General features: G+C 71.9%; 16 protein-coding genes. 10 read left to right on the top strand and 6 right to left on the bottom strand.

All coding sequences use genetic code 11. The features are described from left to right. Positions 1-88 precede the first annotated feature (88 nt). The 4 genes from ACWGIS_RS08605 to ACWGIS_RS08620 all read left to right on the top strand — a co-directional run bounded on the left by ACWGIS_RS08605 (position 89) and on the right by ACWGIS_RS08620 (position 4141). Positions 89-1078: an ATP-binding cassette domain-containing protein gene (locus ACWGIS_RS08605; protein WP_453361647.1), complete on the top strand. Its 990-nt coding sequence runs from the start codon at positions 89-91 to the stop codon at positions 1076-1078. A 2-nt stretch (positions 1079-1080) separates the two neighbouring features. Continuing rightward, positions 1081-1851 carry an ABC transporter permease gene (locus ACWGIS_RS08610; protein ID WP_453361648.1) on the top strand — a complete coding sequence of 257 codons (771 nt, stop codon included), beginning with the start codon at positions 1081-1083 and terminating at the stop codon, positions 1849-1851. Between the two features lie 209 nt (positions 1852-2060). Beyond that, on the top strand, positions 2061-3299 hold the full coding sequence (locus ACWGIS_RS08615; protein ID WP_453361649.1) for an ABC transporter ATP-binding protein: 1239 nt from the start codon (positions 2061-2063) through the stop codon (positions 3297-3299). Further along, positions 3296-4141 (top strand): ABC transporter permease, encoded by an 846-nt coding sequence (locus ACWGIS_RS08620; protein WP_453361650.1) that lies wholly within the window; start codon positions 3296-3298, stop codon positions 4139-4141. The genes ACWGIS_RS08615 and ACWGIS_RS08620 overlap by 4 nt, the downstream gene beginning before the upstream one ends. A gap of 28 nt (positions 4142-4169) precedes the next feature. On the opposite strand, the gene ACWGIS_RS08625 is transcribed toward ACWGIS_RS08620, so the two are convergent. Continuing rightward, positions 4170-4511 carry an ATP/GTP-binding protein gene (locus ACWGIS_RS08625; protein ID WP_453361651.1) on the bottom strand — a complete coding sequence of 114 codons (342 nt, stop codon included), beginning with the start codon at positions 4509-4511 and terminating at the stop codon, positions 4170-4172. Between the two features lie 218 nt (positions 4512-4729). Here ACWGIS_RS08625 and ACWGIS_RS08630 point away from each other — a divergent pair, with 218 nt between their 5' ends. After that, positions 4730-5758, top strand: coding sequence for an LLM class flavin-dependent oxidoreductase (locus ACWGIS_RS08630; RefSeq protein WP_453361652.1), 1029 nt, complete (start codon positions 4730-4732; stop codon positions 5756-5758). Between the two features lie 84 nt (positions 5759-5842). On the opposite strand, the gene ACWGIS_RS08635 is transcribed toward ACWGIS_RS08630, so the two are convergent. After that, positions 5843-6235, bottom strand: a complete 393-nt coding sequence (locus ACWGIS_RS08635) for an SCO5389 family protein (RefSeq protein ID WP_355791419.1) — start codon at positions 6233-6235, stop codon at positions 5843-5845. Positions 6236-6533: 298 nt separating this feature from the next. Between ACWGIS_RS08635 and nucS the strand changes: the two genes are divergently transcribed. Then, entirely contained in the window at positions 6534-7205 is a 672-nt protein-coding gene (gene nucS, locus ACWGIS_RS08640; RefSeq protein WP_355791422.1) for an endonuclease NucS, read from the top strand. Positions 7206-7287: 82 nt separating this feature from the next. On the opposite strand, the gene ACWGIS_RS08645 is transcribed toward nucS, so the two are convergent. From ACWGIS_RS08645 to ACWGIS_RS08655, 3 genes are all read right to left on the bottom strand, one after another. Beyond that, entirely contained in the window at positions 7288-9741 is a 2454-nt protein-coding gene (locus tag ACWGIS_RS08645) for an ATP-binding protein (protein WP_453361653.1), read from the bottom strand. Positions 9742-9960: 219 nt separating this feature from the next. After that, positions 9961-10284 carry an STAS domain-containing protein gene (locus ACWGIS_RS08650; protein WP_453361654.1) on the bottom strand — a complete coding sequence of 108 codons (324 nt, stop codon included), beginning with the start codon at positions 10282-10284 and terminating at the stop codon, positions 9961-9963. A gap of 170 nt (positions 10285-10454) precedes the next feature. Continuing rightward, positions 10455-11303, bottom strand: coding sequence for a 3-hydroxyacyl-CoA dehydrogenase family protein (locus ACWGIS_RS08655; RefSeq protein WP_453361655.1), 849 nt, complete (start codon positions 11301-11303; stop codon positions 10455-10457). 344 nt (positions 11304-11647) lie between these two features. Here ACWGIS_RS08655 and ACWGIS_RS08660 point away from each other — a divergent pair, with 344 nt between their 5' ends. Continuing rightward, positions 11648-12220 (top strand): cob(I)yrinic acid a,c-diamide adenosyltransferase, encoded by a 573-nt coding sequence (locus tag ACWGIS_RS08660; RefSeq protein ID WP_453361656.1) that lies wholly within the window; start codon positions 11648-11650, stop codon positions 12218-12220. Here ACWGIS_RS08660 and ACWGIS_RS08665 read toward each other — a convergent pair. Further along, a complete protein-coding gene (locus ACWGIS_RS08665) occupies positions 12137-12751 on the bottom strand; it encodes a hypothetical protein (RefSeq protein ID WP_453361657.1) in 615 nt (204 codons plus the stop codon). The two genes, ACWGIS_RS08660 and ACWGIS_RS08665, sit on opposite strands and share 84 nt — an antisense overlap. Before the next feature lie 152 nt (positions 12752-12903). Here ACWGIS_RS08665 and ACWGIS_RS08670 point away from each other — a divergent pair, with 152 nt between their 5' ends. From ACWGIS_RS08670 to ACWGIS_RS08680, 3 genes are all read left to right on the top strand, one after another. Next, entirely contained in the window at positions 12904-14085 is a 1182-nt protein-coding gene (locus tag ACWGIS_RS08670) for a sensor histidine kinase (RefSeq protein ID WP_453361658.1), read from the top strand. Continuing rightward, positions 14082-14723 carry a response regulator gene (locus ACWGIS_RS08675; RefSeq protein WP_453361659.1) on the top strand — a complete coding sequence of 214 codons (642 nt, stop codon included), beginning with the start codon at positions 14082-14084 and terminating at the stop codon, positions 14721-14723. Before ACWGIS_RS08670 ends, ACWGIS_RS08675 begins: the two co-directional genes overlap by 4 nt. A gap of 145 nt (positions 14724-14868) precedes the next feature. After that, entirely contained in the window at positions 14869-16707 is a 1839-nt protein-coding gene (locus ACWGIS_RS08680) for a glycosyl hydrolase family 18 protein (RefSeq protein WP_453361660.1), read from the top strand. Positions 16708-16832 lie beyond the last annotated feature (125 nt).

The raw sequence follows: 16832 nt of genomic DNA on the forward strand, positions 1-16832 counted from the left end.
GCCTCCCAGGCGGAGGTGCGGGCCCTCGTCGTACCCGGCCGCGTCGTCTGCGGTGGCAGGCCCAGGGGGCCCGTTCTACGGTGGCCGCATGATCGAGCTCGAGGGGCTGACCAAGCGGTACGGCGAGAAAGTGGCGGTCAACAACCTCACGTTCGCCGTCCGGCCGGGCATCGTCACCGGCTTCCTCGGTCCCAACGGCGCGGGCAAGTCCACCACGATGCGGATGATGCTCGGGCTCGACCGGCCCACCTCGGGCGACGTCCGGATCGACGGTCAGCGCTACGACCGGCTGAAGGACCCGCTGAGGTACATCGGTGCCCTGCTGGACGCCAAGGCGATGCACGGCGGGCGCAGTGCCTTCAACCACCTGCTGTGTCTGGCGCAGAGCAACGGCATCCCGCGGGGGCGGGTGCACGAGGTGCTCGACACGGTGGGGCTCACCTCGGTCGCCCGGAAGAAGGCGAAGGGGTTCTCCCTCGGCATGGGTCAGCGGCTCGGCATCGCGGGCGCGCTGCTGGGAGATCCGCGGATCCTGATGTTCGACGAGCCGGTCAACGGCCTCGACCCCGAGGGCATCCACTGGATCCGGAACTTGATGAAATCCCTCGCCGCGCAGGGCCGTACGGTCTTCGTCTCCTCGCACCTGATGAGCGAGATGGCGCTCACCGCGGGCCACCTCGTCGTGATCGGCCAGGGGCGGCTGCTCGCGGACACGTCCATGGCGGACTTCATCGCGCAGAACTCGCGTTCGTACGTGCGGATCCGCTCGCCCCACCGGGAGGAGCTGCTCGACGTGCTGCACGGGGCGGGCATCGCGGTCCTGGAGGCGGGCGACGGCGTGCTGGAGGTGGACGGAGTGCGGTCGGAGGAGATCGGTGAGCTGGCCGGGCGGAACCGGCTGGTGCTGCACGAGCTGAGTCCTCAGCGCGCATCACTGGAGGAGGCGTTCATGCGGCTGACCGCGGAGTCGGTGGAGTACCACGCGCACGCCGACACCCCGCTCGACCCGGCCGGGGCGCCGCCGCCGGCACCGGTGGACGGGCGGCAGGGCTGGGGCGGCGACTGGAAGAGGGGCTGAGCATGGCGGCGACGCAGGTCATCAGGTCCGAGTGGACCAAGATCCGTTCCGTGGCGTCCACGGTCTGGACGCTGAGTCTCGCCCTGGTGGTCACGGTCGCGCTCGGCATCCTCATCTCGCTGCTGTCGAAGAACGAGTTCGACGACATGAGCGAGCGGGACCGGCTGTCCTTCGACCCGACGTTCATCAGCTTCGCGGGCATGAGCCTCGGCCAGCTGGCGATGATCGTGTTCGGTGTGCTGGTCGTCTCGAACGAGTACAGCACCGGGATGATCCGCACCTCGCTGGCAGCCGTGCCGCAGCGCGGCACGTTCCTGTTCAGCAAGATCGCCGTGGCGACCGGTCTCGCGCTGCTGGTCGGGCTCCTCACCAGCTTCGTGACGTTCTTCCTGGGGCAGGCGGCGCTGGGGTCGCTCCGCGCGTCGATCGGCGATCCGGGCGTCCTGCGCGCCGTGATCGGCGGCGGTCTCTACATGACGCTGATCGCCGTGTTCTCGATGGGCGTGGCGACGATGCTGCGCAGTCCGATGCTCTCGCTCGGCATTCTGATGCCGTTCTTCTTCCTGATCTCGGCCATCCTCGGCAACGTGTCCGCCACCAAGAAGGTCGGCCGCTTCCTGCCCGACCAGGCGGGCAGCAGGATCCTGCGGGTGGTGACCCCGCTGGACGACGACACCCCGTACGGTCCGTGGGGCGGGCTCGGCATCATGCTGCTGTGGGTGGCGGTGGCGCTCGTCGGCGGCTACGTGCTGCTGAGGAAGCGGGACGCGTGACGTCCGGCGGCGGATCGTCCGCTTCCGGAACACCGCTGACCAGGTACGACACGTACCTGACAAGGAAAGACACGCCTGGCTGACCGCGCACCCGCGTGACCTGCGTCGTTTTACCGTCTCTTGAGTGGAACCGCCGGCGCCCGGATATCCTCCTAACCCTTACGGGGGCGTGTGCCCCGTCGTCCTGAACCTTTCGATGGGTGCGGAGCATGATCGAGGCAGTCGGCCTGACGAAGCGCTATGGCGCCAAGACGGCCGTGTACAACCTTTCCTTCCAGGTGCGGCCGGGCGCCGTCACCGGCTTCCTCGGGCCCAACGGCTCGGGCAAGTCGACGACGATGCGCATGATCCTCGGCCTCGACAACCCCTCCTCCGGGCAGGTGACCATCGGCGGCTACCCCTACCGGAAGCTGCCCAACGCCCCCCGCCAGGTCGGCGCGCTCCTCGACGCCAAGGCCGTGCACGGCGGCCGGCACGCCCGCAACCACCTGCTCTGCCTCGCGCAGCTCTCCGGCATCCCGGCCCGCCGGGTGGACGAGGTCCTCGGCGTCGTCGGCCTCCAGGACGTGGCAAGGAAGCGGTCCAAGGGGTTCTCGCTCGGCATGGGCCAGCGGCTCGGCATCGCCGCCGCCCTCCTCGGCGACCCCCAGGTGCTGCTCTTCGACGAGCCGGTCAACGGCCTCGACCCGGAGGGCATCCTCTGGGTGCGCAACCTGATGAAGTCCCTGGCCGCGGAGGGCCGTACGGTCTTCGTCTCCTCGCACCTGATGAGCGAGATGGCGCTCACCGCCGACCACCTCATCGTGATCGGCCGCGGCCAGCTGCTCGCCGACTCCAACATCCGCGACTTCATCTCGCACAACTCGGCCGACTTCGCCCGGGTCCGCACCCCGGACACCGAGCCGCAGCTGCGCGAGAAGCTGACGGCCGCGCTGACCGAGGCCGGCGGCCAGGTGCTGCCCGAGCAGGACGGCGCGCTGCGGGTGATGGGCCTGCTTCTCCCCCGCATCAGCGACCTCGCGCACTCCGCCGACGTACGCCTGTGGGAGCTGTCGCCGCACCAGGCGTCGCTGGAGGAGGCGTACATGCGGATGACGCAGGGCGCCGTCGACTACCGCTCGACCATCGACCAGAAGGCCGGCCTCCAGCAGGAGCTGCCGCCGGGCGTCCTGCCGCCCGGGATGCCGCCGCAGCAGATGCCGGTGCCGGGCCAGGGCCAGCCCGGCTGGTACGCGCCGCCGCCGCCCCAGCAGGGCGGCCAGCCGTTCGCCATGCCCCAGGGACAGCCGCCCGCGGGCCCCTACGGCGCCCCGGCGGCCCCCGGCCCGGGTCAGCACAACCCGTACGCCCAGCCCGCCCCGCAGGCGCCCGCACAGCCCTCCGCGGCACCCGCCGCGCCCTCTGCCGCTCCCGACCTGAACAAGCGCGACAGCGAGGACTCCCGATGAGCACGCCCCAGCCCCCGATGCCGCAGCAGACGGCTCCCGCCCCCAACTGGCAGGCGGGGCCCGGCGGTTCGTACACCTCGCCGATCCCGGTCACCCGCACCCACCTCGGGCACGCCCTCGCCTCCGAGTGGACGAAGATCAAGTCGGTGCGCTCCACGATGTGGACGCTCGGCGTGTTCCTGCTGCTGGTGATCGGCATCGGCTTCCTGGTGGCCGCCCAGACGAGCGACGCGGACTACACCGACGTCCCGTACACGATCCCGGCCTTCTTCGGCCTGATGCTCGGGCAGATCTGCCTGATCACGCTGGGCGTCCTGGTGGTCTCGTCCGAGTACGGCACGGGCATGATCCGCACGACCTTCACGGCCTCGCCGCAGCGCCACCGGGTGCTCGCCGCGAAGCTGCTGATCTTCTTCGCGGTCGCGTTCGTCGTCTCCGCGTTCGCCATCGGGCTGGTCGGCCTGACCACGTCGGGCCTGCACGGCGGTTCGTCGGACAACGAGTGGGGCGGCACGGTCCTCAAGGGCGCGCTGTACGTCTCGCTGCTCGGGGTGCTGGCGCTCGCCGTCGGCTCCATGCTGCGGCACTCGGCCGGCGCGATCACCACGATGCTGGGTGTCGTGCTGGTGCCCGCGATCATGCCCGCGTTCCTGATGATGTCCGAGAGCATGCGCACCCTCGGCGAGAAGATGATGGACTACAACGCCCCCAACGCCCTCGCGAAGATCTTCCAGTTGGACGGCGAGGACGGCGGCGGCACCGCGCAGCTCGGCCTGCTCGCCGGGGTCACCGCGGCGGCCATCGCCGGCGCCTTCGTCCTGCTGGAGCGCCGCGACGTCTGAGGCGGACGGCCGCCGGGAGGTACGGGGTTCAGAACCTCGGCGCGTTACGGGACCGCTGCGCCCGCGAGGTGCGGCGGTCCTTCGCGTTCCAGCAGGCCTTGTGCCAGTGGCGCCGCTCGTCCACCCCGGAGTGCTCGGGCCAGGCCACCACGTGCGGGACGCCGGAGGGGATCAGCTGGTCGCAGCCGGGGCAGCGGTACGTCTTTCCCTGGGCTCCCGCGCCCGCCACGTGGCGTACGCTCCACTCCTCGCCGCGCCAGCTCTCCGTGGACTGCCATCCCCCGTAGCGGCCGGACCGCTCGTCCTGGTCCGCGGAACCGCTCGGGCCGGGCGAGCCGGCGCCCTTCGGACGATTGCGACGCGGGGACACGGGACACCTCACGGAGCTATACAGGGAGCGGGAGCCGCGTCCAGCCTACGCGGCGGCCGCCCGGGTACGCGTACTCCACCAACCCCCTCCGACCCCCATCGACCGGCCCATTCCGCAGACAATCCGCAAATCTCCCTGGCAACCCGTGTCTTCGGCACGTGTCAGGGGGTTATGCCGGTGGGGAAGCTCCGCGTCGGTGCCAAGGAGGCAGGAGTGCGATGCGCGTAGGAAGTTTTGTACTGGCGGCCCAGTTCCCGGGTCAGGGCCAGGGGGAGGCGCTGCACCGCGCGGTGCGCTCGGCGGAGGTCGCCGAGGAGGCGGGACTCGACTCGGTGTGGCTGGCCGAGCACCACTTCGTGCCGTACGGGACGTGCCCCTCGGCCGTCACGCTGGCCGCGCTGCTGCTCGGCCGCACCCACCGGATCCGGGTCGGCACGGCGGTGAGCGTGCTGCCCACCGTGCACCCCGTGGCGCTCGGCGAGCAGGCCGCGCTGCTGCACGTGACGTCCGGCGGGCGGTTCTCGCTGGGCGTCGGCCGCGGCGGCCCCTGGGTCGACCTGGAGGTCTTCGGCGCGGGCCTGGAGGCGTACGAGAAGGGGTTCCCGGAATCACTCGATCTGCTGGTGCGCTGGCTGCGCGAGCCGTCCGTGGCGGGCACCGGTGAGCGGTTCCCCTTCCGTGAGGTCCCGGTCGTGCCGCGGCCGTCGGAGGACCTGAGCGGTGCCGCGGGCCCCGAGGTCGTCGTCGCCTGCACCTCGCCGGCCAGTGTCCGGCTCGCCGCCGAGCGCGGACTGCCGATGCTCCTGGGGATGCACGTGGGCGACGAGGAGAAGGCCGAAATGGTCGCGTTCTGGCGGCGGCACGCACGCGCCGCGGGACGCCCGCCCGAGGAGGTCGTCGGCGCCGGTCACGTCTCGGCGGGCGTCTGCCAGATCGCCGACCGCCGCACCGACGCGGTCGAGACGCTGCTCAAGGCGATGCCCGGCTGGCTGAAACAGGGACTGGACGCGCATGTGACGGTGGACGGCCGCGCCCGCAGCATGCGGGACCCCTGGGCGTACACCGAACTGCTCTGCGGGCTGCACCCGGTGGGGACGCCGAGGCTGTGCGCCGACCGGCTCGCGGCCACGTCGGAGCGCACCGGCATCTCACGCTTCGCCCTGCTGGTCGAGGGCTCGGGCGATCTGGCGACGACCGAGGAGAACGTACGGCGGCTCGGCTCCGAGGTGCTCCCGCATCTCGGCTGAACGGCCCGGTCGTTCGGGGAGCTTGCCGCCCCGGTACAGATGCACCTCCCGCGTACGGAGCGGCAAGCCGTGCGGCTCAGTGCGTCAGCAGTCCCGGAACTCCGGGGACTGGTTGAGCAACTGGCTGCGGACCGACGTGAAGCGTGCCAGCGTGTCGTCCACCGTGGCGTCCAACGGGAACACCGCGACCCGGTGGCAGTTCTGGAAGGCCAGTCGCACTCCGAAGTGCCGCTGCAGCGCGCCGCGTATGGCGTCGCTCGCGAGCGCACGCAGCAGCTGGCCACGCGCCTGCTCGTCCGGCGGCGGCGTCTGGTTGTCGGCGAAGTTGCCGCCGTCCACCTTCAGCTGGGCCACCAGGGAGCTGATCATCTCCCATGCGTAGGGCAGGGAGGTCCGGACGCAGTCGACGAAGTCAGCTTCGTCGACCTCGCCTCGCTCGGCCTGTTCGAGTAGGGCCGGTGAGACGTCGAGCGACATGGGTTCTCCTCTCGCACCCCCGCGGGAACGGGGGTTGACGGACAGGGCGGAAGACCACGACATCAGACACGCTGCGTACACGCGTCGCGACCTCCCGTTTATACGGTAAGCAACGGATGAGGGCGGCACCAGGAGAATGCCCACACAGCGGGCAACCGGTAGGCACACAATCGGCCAGTACCGAACACGGGTTTTCCAGGGCAAACAGGCGTGTTCGAAAGCGCTCGGGGGGCGGACGGGACGGGCGGGACGCGGGCGAATCGCGTGCACAGGTGCCCTTCGAGTAGCGTTGCCGACCATGCGTCTCGTCATCGCCCGGTGCTCCGTCGACTACGCGGGCCGGCTCACCGCCCATCTCCCGTCCGCCCCCCGCCTCATCCTCGTGAAGGCGGACGGCAGCGTGTCCATCCACGCGGACGACCGGGCCTACAAGCCCCTCAACTGGATGTCGCCGCCCTGCACGCTGAAGGAGGGGTCGGGCGACGAGGACGGCGTGTGGACCGTCGTCAACAAGGCGGGCGAGAAGCTCATCATCACGATGGAGGAGGTCCTCCACGACTCCTCGCACGAGCTGGGCGTGGATCCCGGCCTGATCAAGGACGGCGTGGAAGCGCACCTCCAGGAACTGCTCGCGGACCGCATCGAGACGCTCGGCGAGGGCTACACGCTCATCCGCCGCGAGTACATGACGGCCATCGGGCCCGTCGACATCCTGTGCCGCGACGCCGAGGGCCAGACGGTCGCCATCGAGATCAAGCGGCGCGGCGAGATCGACGGCGTGGAGCAACTCACGCGCTATCTGGAGCTGTTGAACCGCGATCCGCACCTCGCTCCGGTGCGCGGCATCTTCGCCGCGCAGGAGATCAAGCCGCAGGCCCGGGTCCTGGCGACCGACCGAGGCATCGGCTGCACGGTCCTGGACTACAACGCGCTGCGCGGCATCGAGGACGACAAGCTGCGGCTGTTCTAGAGACGGGCACCGGCGGGCGCCGGGCGCGCGAAGGGCCGGGTCCGTCCGCGGACCCGGCCCTTCCGCTGTTCGCGCTCCCGGCTCACATCAGCGGAGCACCGTCCGCGCCGCCGGCGGGCCCGCTGGCGGAGCTGGTCGCCGGACCGCTCGCGGAGTTCGAGGTGGCGGGCGCCGACGGCGTGCCGCTCGACGGGGACGGTGACGGCGACGGCGAGTGGCTCGCCGGCGGCTTGGTGGTCGACGGCTTCGGCGAGGTCGGTTTCGGCGAAGAGGGTTTGGTGGTGGCCGACTTGGACGGCGACTTCGACGGTTCCGAACCCTTCGTGCCGCTCGGGTCGTCCGACGGCTTTCCGGTGTCGGACGGTGTCGGGTCGTCCGACGTCCCGTAACTGCCGTCCGGGCCCGGATCGGTCGGCTCGCTCGACGCGCCCGCGTCCCCGGAGTCCTCGTCGGTCTTGTCCGCGCCGAGGCTGTCGTCCTCGGCGCCCCGGGTGGCCGTGGGGTTGACGCCGACCCGGTCGGACGGGTCGTCGTTCTTGTCGGAGGTCATGCCGAGCGTCACCACGGTGCCCAGCACGGCGGCCAGGAGCGCGCCCGAGCCGGCGGCGACCAGGTTGCGGCGCGTCCCGCTCACCAGGCCCTTGACGCCGCCGGTCCGGCGGGCGGACGTGGTGGCGGCGGGCCGCTGGGTCACGAGGGTCGAGGGCTCGGGCGGCGCGGGCAGCGCGAACGCGGCCGGTACGCCGCCGGGGGGCGACGCGGGCTCCTCGTGCCGCGGGCCGGGCACCTCCTCGCCCGCCGCGGTGAGCACGGCGGGAAGCAGGGCGCCGGAGCGGTCGGCGACCAGTGCGAGGGCGCGGCGGCCGGCGACGGTGCCGCGCTTGTCGGCGAGGGCGCCCCGCAGCCCGATGGACGCCTCCAGTTCGGCGCGCGAGCGGTCGAACTGACCGCCGCACAGCGCGAGGACGCCCAGCTCGTGGTGGAAGTACGCCTGGTCGGGGACCTCGCCGGCGAGCCGGGACGCCTCGGCGCCGGACCGCAGCGCCCGCTCCCAGGCGCTCCAGTGCAGGCCGGCGGCGAACGCGGGCGCGGCCGTGCGGGCGAGCTGGACGGCGGGGCTCTCCTCGTCGTCCAGCGGGGCGGTGGTGAGGGGCACCAGCAGGGTCAGCGCGGCGAGGACGGCGTCCGCCTCCGCGCAGACCCGGTCCGGGGTGACGGAGGGGTGACCGGCCCACCAGGTGTAGTGCCGGGCGGCGGTGAGCGCGTGCTCCTCGATGTCGTCGGCGTACCCGGCGGCCTCCAGCTGGGCCTGCACGCCGGCCGCGAGCCGGTACCGGGAGCCGACCGGGGAGACCAGGGCGCAGCCCGCGAGTTCGGCGAGGGCGGCGTCGGCGTGGGTGTCGCCCACGAGGGCGGGCAGGTGGGCCTGGTGGGGCACCTCGCCGCCGAGCGCGAGGGCGAAGCGCAGGGTGGCGCGCGCCGACTCGCTGAGCCGGGAGGCGAGCAGCGCGGCGGGCGCGGCGCCCTCGGCGAGCGAGGGCAGCGGGACGGCGGGCGCGTCCTCGGCGTCGACGGGCGGGCCGGCGGGGGCGTCGTCGTAGTAGCCGAAGCCGTCGGCGCCCTCGGGGCCGGCGCGCAGCCGGTCGCGCTGCCGCAGCAGGGCACCGGCCTGGACGAAGCGCAGCGGGAGGCCCTCGGACTCGAACCAGAGGTCGCCGGCCCAGTTCGACTCGTCCTCGGTCAGGGTGCGGCCGACGGCGCGTACGAGGAGATCGAGGCTGCCCGCGCGGTCGAGGCCGGGGAGGAACACCTCTTCGAGGAGTGAGTCGGCGGACGGCGCGGGGACGTCGGGCGTGGCGCCGAGGACGAAGGCGCACTCGGGGGTGGCGTCGAGCAGTTCGTCGAGCGCGCTGCCGCCGAACTCCAGGTCGTCGAGGACGACGACCGCGCCGATCTCGTGGACGAGCCCGAGCAGTTCGTCCCGGCCGGGCCGGTGGCGGGGGGCGTCGTGGACGGCGGCGAACAGGTCGTGCAGCAGGTCGGCGGCCGTACGCCGGTAGCCGCTGAGCCGGACGACGCCGTCGGGCGCGAGGTCGGCACAGTCGTCGGCGACGGCGTCCAGGAGGGCGGTGCGGCCCGAGCCGGCGGGGCCGGTGAGGCGTACGGAGCGGCCGCGGGCGAGGAGCCGGACGAGGCGCTCGCGCTCCTCCTGGCGCTCCAGGAGCGGCAGCCGGGCCTGCGCGGGTCCCGGCGGCACGGGCGGACGGGCCGCGCGGTCGCGTTCGGCGCGCTCGTCGGCGCTGAGTTTCGGGGGCTTCGGGGGCCGCTGTCCCGGCGGGCAGTTCTCTATCTCGCTGCCGTCGACGGGGTTGACCGTGAGCAGGAAGTCGCCCGTCACGAGCTGGACGGTGCGGGCGAGCGCCGGTGCGGGCTGGCCGAAGTCGCTGGTCAGCGCTTCGCGCGGCGGACGCTGCCGAGGCGCCCGGCCGTCGTCGTCATGACCGTACTCTGCGGGTTCCCGGGTGTTCGGGTCCATGATGTCCTGCCCCCCAAAAGCGTCGTGTGCCGAGCCCCTCCCGGCCTTGGTGCACACCGCGCTGTCGCTTCTGGTCCGGTGCCCGCTCCAGGGGTTCCGACGGCGGGCAGGCGAACCCTAAACCTTCGCTCAGTATCCAGGAACAGCCGGGGTACCGCGCCGCCCGAGACATCACAGCTTCGTGAGGATTGCGTGCGAGGACACGATTCGTGCGTCGCGTCAGACCCGGGGCAGTGACTCGACGCCGATGCCGCCCTCGATGGCGAGGATGCGGTGCAGCCGGGTCGCGACCAGCAGGCGCTGCATCTGTGCCGGTACGCCGCGGAGTACGAGCCGTCGGCCGCACCGCCCGGCGCGTCGGTGGGCTCCCATGATGACGCCGAGTCCGGTGGCGTCCCAGGAGTCCAGCTCGGACAGGTCCAGCACCAGGTCGCCGACTCCGTCGTCGACGGCCGAGTGCAGGACCGTGCGGGCGTCCGCCGCGCTGCGGACGTCGAGGCGGCCCCCGACGACCAGCTCGGCGTGGTCGCCCCTGATGTACATATGCGCTCCCCGAGAGTGCGTTTCGTACTCCGCGTCTGTCTGTCTGGCTGTCTGTCTGCGTACGACTGTGTGCACCGTCTGACTGCCCTGAGGGCGCAGAGGTTGCCGTCTGTAAGCGAACCGATACCGAATTCACCCTGGGGGGTGATGGTCGGAAGGGCCGTACGGATTCAGTGCTTGTAGAAGCCCTGCCCGCTCTTGCGTCCGATGTCACCGGCGTCAACCATCCGGCGCATCAGCTCCGGCGGCGCGAACTTCTCGTCCTGCGACTCGGTGTAGATGTTGCTCGTGGCGTGCAGGAGGATGTCGACGCCCGTCAGGTCGGCCGTGGCCAGGGGTCCCATGGCGTGGCCGAAGCCCAGCTTGCAGGCGAGGTCGATGTCCTCTGCGGTGGCCACGCCCGATTCGTACAGCTTGGCCGCCTCGACGACGAGCGCCGAGATGAGCCGGGTGGTGACGAAGCCGGCGACGTCGCGGTTGACGACGATGCACGTCTTGCCGACGGACTCGGCGAACTCCCGTGCGGTGGCGAGGGTTTCGTCGCTCGTCTTGTAGCCGCGCACCAGCTCGCACAGCTGCATCATCGGGACCGGCGAGAAGAAGTGGGCGCCGACGACGCGCTCCGGGCGCTCCGTCACGGCCGCGATCTTGGTGATCGGGATGGCGGAGGTGTTGGAGGCGAGGACCGTGTCGTCGCGGACGAGTTTGTCGAGCGTACGGAAGATCTCATGCTTGACTTCGAGCTTCTCGAAGACGGCCTCGACGACAATGTCGGCGTCGGCCGCCGCGCCGAGGTCGGTGCTGGTGGTGATGCGCCCGAGCGCGGCCTCGGCGTCCTCCGCCGACAGCTTGCCCTTGCTGACGAACTTGTCGTACGACGCCTTGATTCCGTCGGTGCCACGGGTCAGCGCCTCGTCGGTGACGTCACGCAGAACGACGTCCCAGCCCGCTTGCGCGGAGACCTGGGCGATACCGGACCCCATGAGTCCGGCTCCGATGACGGCGAGCTTCCGTGCCACTCCGACTCCCCTTAACACGCTGTTTATGTAGCCTCTCCGGCGGACCCTAGCGCTCGTGAGGGCCGCTGTGACCGGTAAGTAATGCGCGTCACGTCTCATCTGACGGACATCACACCGGCATGGGTCATTGCGCCGCCCGGACGGCGTAGTTGAGGACCTTCCCGCTCGGCGGGTCCTCCGTCTCGTCCACGAGTACCGGTGTTTCCGGGACACTTCGCCCGGATCGCGCCCCGGGACCTTCTCCCGTCCGGCGGACCCCGTGACGGTGTGGTGGATCCGCCGGACGGCCGTGACGGTGGGCACACGGGTCTTCCGCGGGGCCGGGGCGTAACTACGCTGGCCGCATGGTCAATCTGACGCGCATCTACACCAGGACCGGCGACACCGGCACCACCGCCCTCGGCGACATGAGCCGGGTCGCCAAGACCGATCCGCGGATCTCCGCGTACGCGGACGCCAACGAGGCGAACGCGGCCCTCGGTACGGCGATCGCCCTCGGCGGGCTGGAGGAGGAGATCGTCGAGGTCCTCACCCGTGTCCAGAACGACCTGTTCGACGTGGGCGCGGACCTGTCGACACCGGTCGTGGAGAACCCCGAGTTCCCGCCGCTGCGCGTCGAGCAGTTCTACATCGACCGTCTCGAAGCCGACTGCGACCGCTTCAACGAGCGGCTGGAGAAGCTGCGCTCCTTCATCCTGCCGGGCGGTACACCCGGCGCGGCGCTGCTGCACCAGGCGTGCACGGTCGTGCGCCGGGCCGAGCGCTCGACCTGGGCGGCCATGGAGGTGCACGGCGAGGTGATGAACCCGCTGACGGCGACCTACCTCAACCGGCTATCGGACCTGCTGTTCATCCTGGCCCGCACGGCCAACAAGGGAGTCGGGGACGTGCTGTGGGTCCCGGGCGGGGAGCGCTGACGCCGGGCGCCGCTTGGGCCACACCAGATAGCTGAGCGCGATCAGCCCGTGGATCCCGGCCGCCCGCAGTGCCACCCCCTGCCAGGCGCGCAGGGACTCGGCGCCGTCCTGGCCGACGTAGGCGATCGCACCCTGGAGGAGGGCGCAGGCGACGGCCGCCCCCACGAGGGTGCGCAGCCACAGCCGGCCCTCGTGGCGGGCCCGCGCGAGGCCGTGGCGGGGCGGCTTCGGCGGGGGCGGTCCGCCGGCCAGGCGGTGCGCCGCGTGGGCGTCGAGCCACCGGACCGTGCGGTGCCCGTAGGCGACGGTGAACCCGAGGTAGAGAGCGGCCAGGCCGTGCTCCCAGCCCGGCTCGGCGCCCCGCCGCAGGTCGACGGCCGTCGCCGCGAACAGCACGAGTTCGAGGAGCGGCTCGCACAGCAGCAGGGCCAGGCCGGTCCGGCGCAGCCCCAGCAGGTAGCGGGCGGCCAGTCCGGCCGCCAGCAGCACCCAGAAACCGACCTCACAGGCGATGATCAGTCCGACGACCACGGTCGCTCCTCTCCCTCACCTCCCCAGGCTCCCGTGCGCGGCGGGGCGGGGCGTCGTCGGCGGTGACGAGGTGCGACTGCATCCTTCGATGTAGTCGGGGACCGTCCGCCGGGAGCACGCGCCCCGGCCGCCCGCCGTGTTGGATGGAGGTCATGGCCGCCCCGCTCCCCCGCCCGCACCGCTTCGACGTGTACGTCGCGCTCGCCGGGCTGCTCAGCGGCGTCCTGGTGTGGGCGTTCGGCCTGTACTCCACCCCGGCCGGGCTGCTTGAGGGGCCGTGGGTGCTGGTCCCGCTCACCGTGATGGCGGGCCTGGAGCTGCTGCGCCGGAGCAGACCGCGGGCCGCCGTGGTGGCCGGCACGCTGGCGCTGGTCGCCGACCAGTTCACGCGGGGCAGCATCGTGACGGTCCTGATGTACACCGACCTGATGTACGCGGCCGCGCTGTACGGCAGTCCGGCCACCGCCCGCCGGCTGCCCGTCACCACCGGACTGGTCACCGTGGCGACGACGATCGGCTTCCTCGCCTGGTGGCGGACGCCCGAGGCCCTGCTCGTCGGCTTCCTGACCGGGATCGTCTCCTTCGGCCCGGCCGTCACCGGCGTGGTCGTCCGCACCCACCGGGACGCCGCCGACTCCGCCCGGCTGCGCGCCGAGCAGACGGCGCTGCTGGCCGAGAAGGACCGCGTGCAGGCGGTCACCGCGGAGCGGGCCCGGATGGCACGCGAACTGCACGACATGGTCGCCAACCACCTGTCGGCGATCGCCATCCACTCCACTGCCGCGCTCTCCCTGGACGATCCGCGCACCACCCGGGACGCCCTCACCGTCATCCGGGAGAACAGCGTCGACGGTCTCGCCGAGATGCGCAGGCTCATCGGCATCCTGCGGCACGAGGGCGGCGGCCGGGAGCCGGCCGCGGCGCCGACCCTGGACGGGATCGGCGCGCTGGTGGCGGGCGCCCGCGCCAACGGCCTCGACGCCGTGCTGGAGGCCGCGCACGAGGACGGGCTCCCCGCGCCGGTGGGGCTCGCCGCCTACCGCATCGTCCAGGAGTCCCTGACCAACGCCCTCAAGCACGCCGGTGAGGGCCGGGTCACGGTCGGGCTCGCGCAGCACGAGGAGACGCTCACCGTGTGGGTGACCAGCCCGTACGGCGACCGGGACGGGCCGCGGGCGCCCGGTTCCGGAGCCGGTCTGATCGGCATGCGGGAGCGGGCCGCCCTGCTGCACGGCACTTTCGAGGCGGGCCCCGAGGAGTCGCCCGGCTCCCCCGGCGCGACGGTCTGGACGGTGCGCGCCGTACTGCCCCTCGGCTCGGGAGGAACCCGATGATCCGCGTGCTCGTCGCCGAGGACCAGGCCGCCGTACGGGCCGGGCTCGTCCTCATCCTGGGCAGCGCGCCCGACATCGAGGTGGTCGGCGAGGCCGCGGACGGGGAGCGGGCCGTGGCACTCGCCCGCGAACTGCGGCCGGACGTGGTCCTGATGGACATCCAGATGCCGTTGCTGGACGGGGTCGCGGCCACCCGCCGGGTCGTCGCCGAGGAGCTGGCCGACGTCCTCGTGCTCACCACCTTCGACCTCGACGAATACGTCTTCGGGGCGCTGCGCGCCGGCGCGGCGGGGTTCCTGCTGAAGAACACGGACGCCAGGGACCTGCTGGAGGCCGTGCGGACGGTGGCGCGCGGGGAGGGCCTGATCGCCCCGGCCGTCACCCGGCGGCTGATCGCCGAGTTCGCCGCCGGGCCCGTACGGGAGCCGGCGGCCGACCCCGCGGTCCTCGACGCGCTCACCCGCCGGGAACGCGAGGTGCTGTCCTGCCTCGGCCGCGGGCTGTCCAACGCGGAGATCGCGGCCTGCCTCGACATGGCCGAGGCCACGGTGAAGACCCACGTCAGCCGCCTGCTGGGGAAGCTGGAGCTGCGCAGCCGGGTCCAAGCGGCCGTGCTCGCGCAGGAGTTGGGCGTCTAGTCCGCCGCAAGCTCACTGGTCCAGACCTATTGACCTGTGGTCCAGACCTTTCTATTCTCGCCGCACTGCGCCTAGCCATGCCCACGACATTCCTCGCCGCCGGCCGCAGCGCCCCGGAGGCGAACAGACCATGAGGAGAGGCACCATGCGCTTCAGGCAGAGAGCCAGACTCAGAGCCGTCGCCGGTCTCACCACCCTGCTGCTCCCGTTCGCCGCGCTGGTCGGGCTCGCGAGCCCCGCCTCGGCGGCCACCTCGGTCACCGCCACCTACGCCAAGACCCAGGACTGGGGCTCGGGCTTCGAGGGCAAGTGGACCGTCAAGAACACCGGCACCACCAGCATCAGCTCGTGGACCGTCGAGTGGGACTTCCCCTCCGGTACGTCGGTCACCTCGGCGTGGGACGCCGACGTCACCAACTCCGGTACCCACTGGACCGCCAAGAACAAGTCCTGGAGCGGCACGCTCGCCGCCGGCGCCTCGGTCTCCTTCGGCTTCAACGGCACCGGCACCGGCTCGCCCTCCAACTGCAAGATCAACGGCGGCAGCTGTGACGGCACCACCGTCCCCGGCGACGCCGCACCCTCCGCGCCCGGCACACCGACCGCGTCCGGCGTCACCGACACCTCGGTGAAGCTCGCCTGGAGCGCGGCCACCGACGACAAGGGCGTCAAGAACTACGACGTCCTGCGCGACGGCGCCAAGGTCGCCACCGTGACCACCACCTCGTACTCGGACACCGGCCTCACCGCCGGCACCGACTACTCCTACACCGTCCAGGCCCGCGACACCGCGGACCAGACCGGACCGGCGAGCGGCGCGGTCAAGGTGCACACCACGGGCGGCGGCACCGACCCCGGCCCGGGCACCGGAAGCAAGGTCAAGCTCGGCTACTTCACCGAGTGGGGCGTCTACGGGCGCAACTACCACGTGAAGAACCTCGTCACCTCGGGCTCCGCCGCGAAGATCACGCACATCAACTACGCCTTCGGCAACGTCCAGGGCGGCAAGTGCACGATCGGTGACGCCTACGCCGACTACGACAAGGCGTACACCGCCGACCAGTCGGTCAGCGGGGTCGCGGACACCTGGGACCAGCCGCTGCGCGGCAACTTCAACCAGCTCCGCCAGCTGAAGGCCAAGTACCCGAACATCAAGGTCCTGTGGTCCTTCGGCGGCTGGACCTGGTCCGGCGGCTTCACCGACGCGGCGAAGAACCCGGCCGCCTTCGCGCAGTCCTGCTACGACCTGGTCGAGGACCCGCGCTGGGCCGACGTCTTCGACGGCATCGACATCGACTGGGAGTACCCGAACGCCTGCGGCCTCACCTGCGACACCAGCGGCCCGGCGGCGATCAAGACCCTCGCCTCCGCCCTGCGCACCAAGTTCGGCGCCAACAACCTGGTCACCGCCGCGATCACCGCGGACGGCACCGACGGCGGCAAGATCGACGCGGCCGACTACGGCGGCGCCGCGGCCTCGCTCGACTGGTACAACGTGATGACGTACGACTACTTCGGCGCCTGGGACAAGACGGGCCCGACCGCCCCGCACTCCCCGCTGACCTCGTACTCGGGCATCCCGAAGGAGGGCTTCACCTCGGCCGCGGCGATCGCCAAGCTCAAGGCCAAGGGCGTCCCGGCGAGCAAGCTCCTGCTCGGCATCGGCTTCTACGGCCGCGGCTGGACGGGCGTCACGCAGTCCGCGCCCGGCGGCACCGCGACCGGCCCGGCGACCGGGACCTACGAGCAGGGCATCGAGGACTACAAGGTCCTCAAGACGGCCTGCCCGGCCACCGGCACCGTCGGCGGCACGGCGTACGCGCACTGCGGCACCAACTGGTGGAGCTACGACACCCCGGCGACCATCGGCTCGAAGATGACCTGGGCCAAGAACCAGGGCCTGGGCGGCGCGTTCTTCTGGGAGTTCAGCGGCGACACCGGCAACGGTGAGCTGGTGAGCGCCATCAACAGCGGTCTCAACTGACCCTGGCGTAACTGAACCACTCCGCGCCGCGGACAGGCCCCCGGGCCCGTCCGCGGCGCATTCCTTTGCGCCGGGCGTTCCCGGCGCGAGGTCGGACGGGTCACGCCGGTCACGCCGGTCGGACG

This window comes from Streptomyces sp. NPDC054842, from assembly GCF_053611025.1.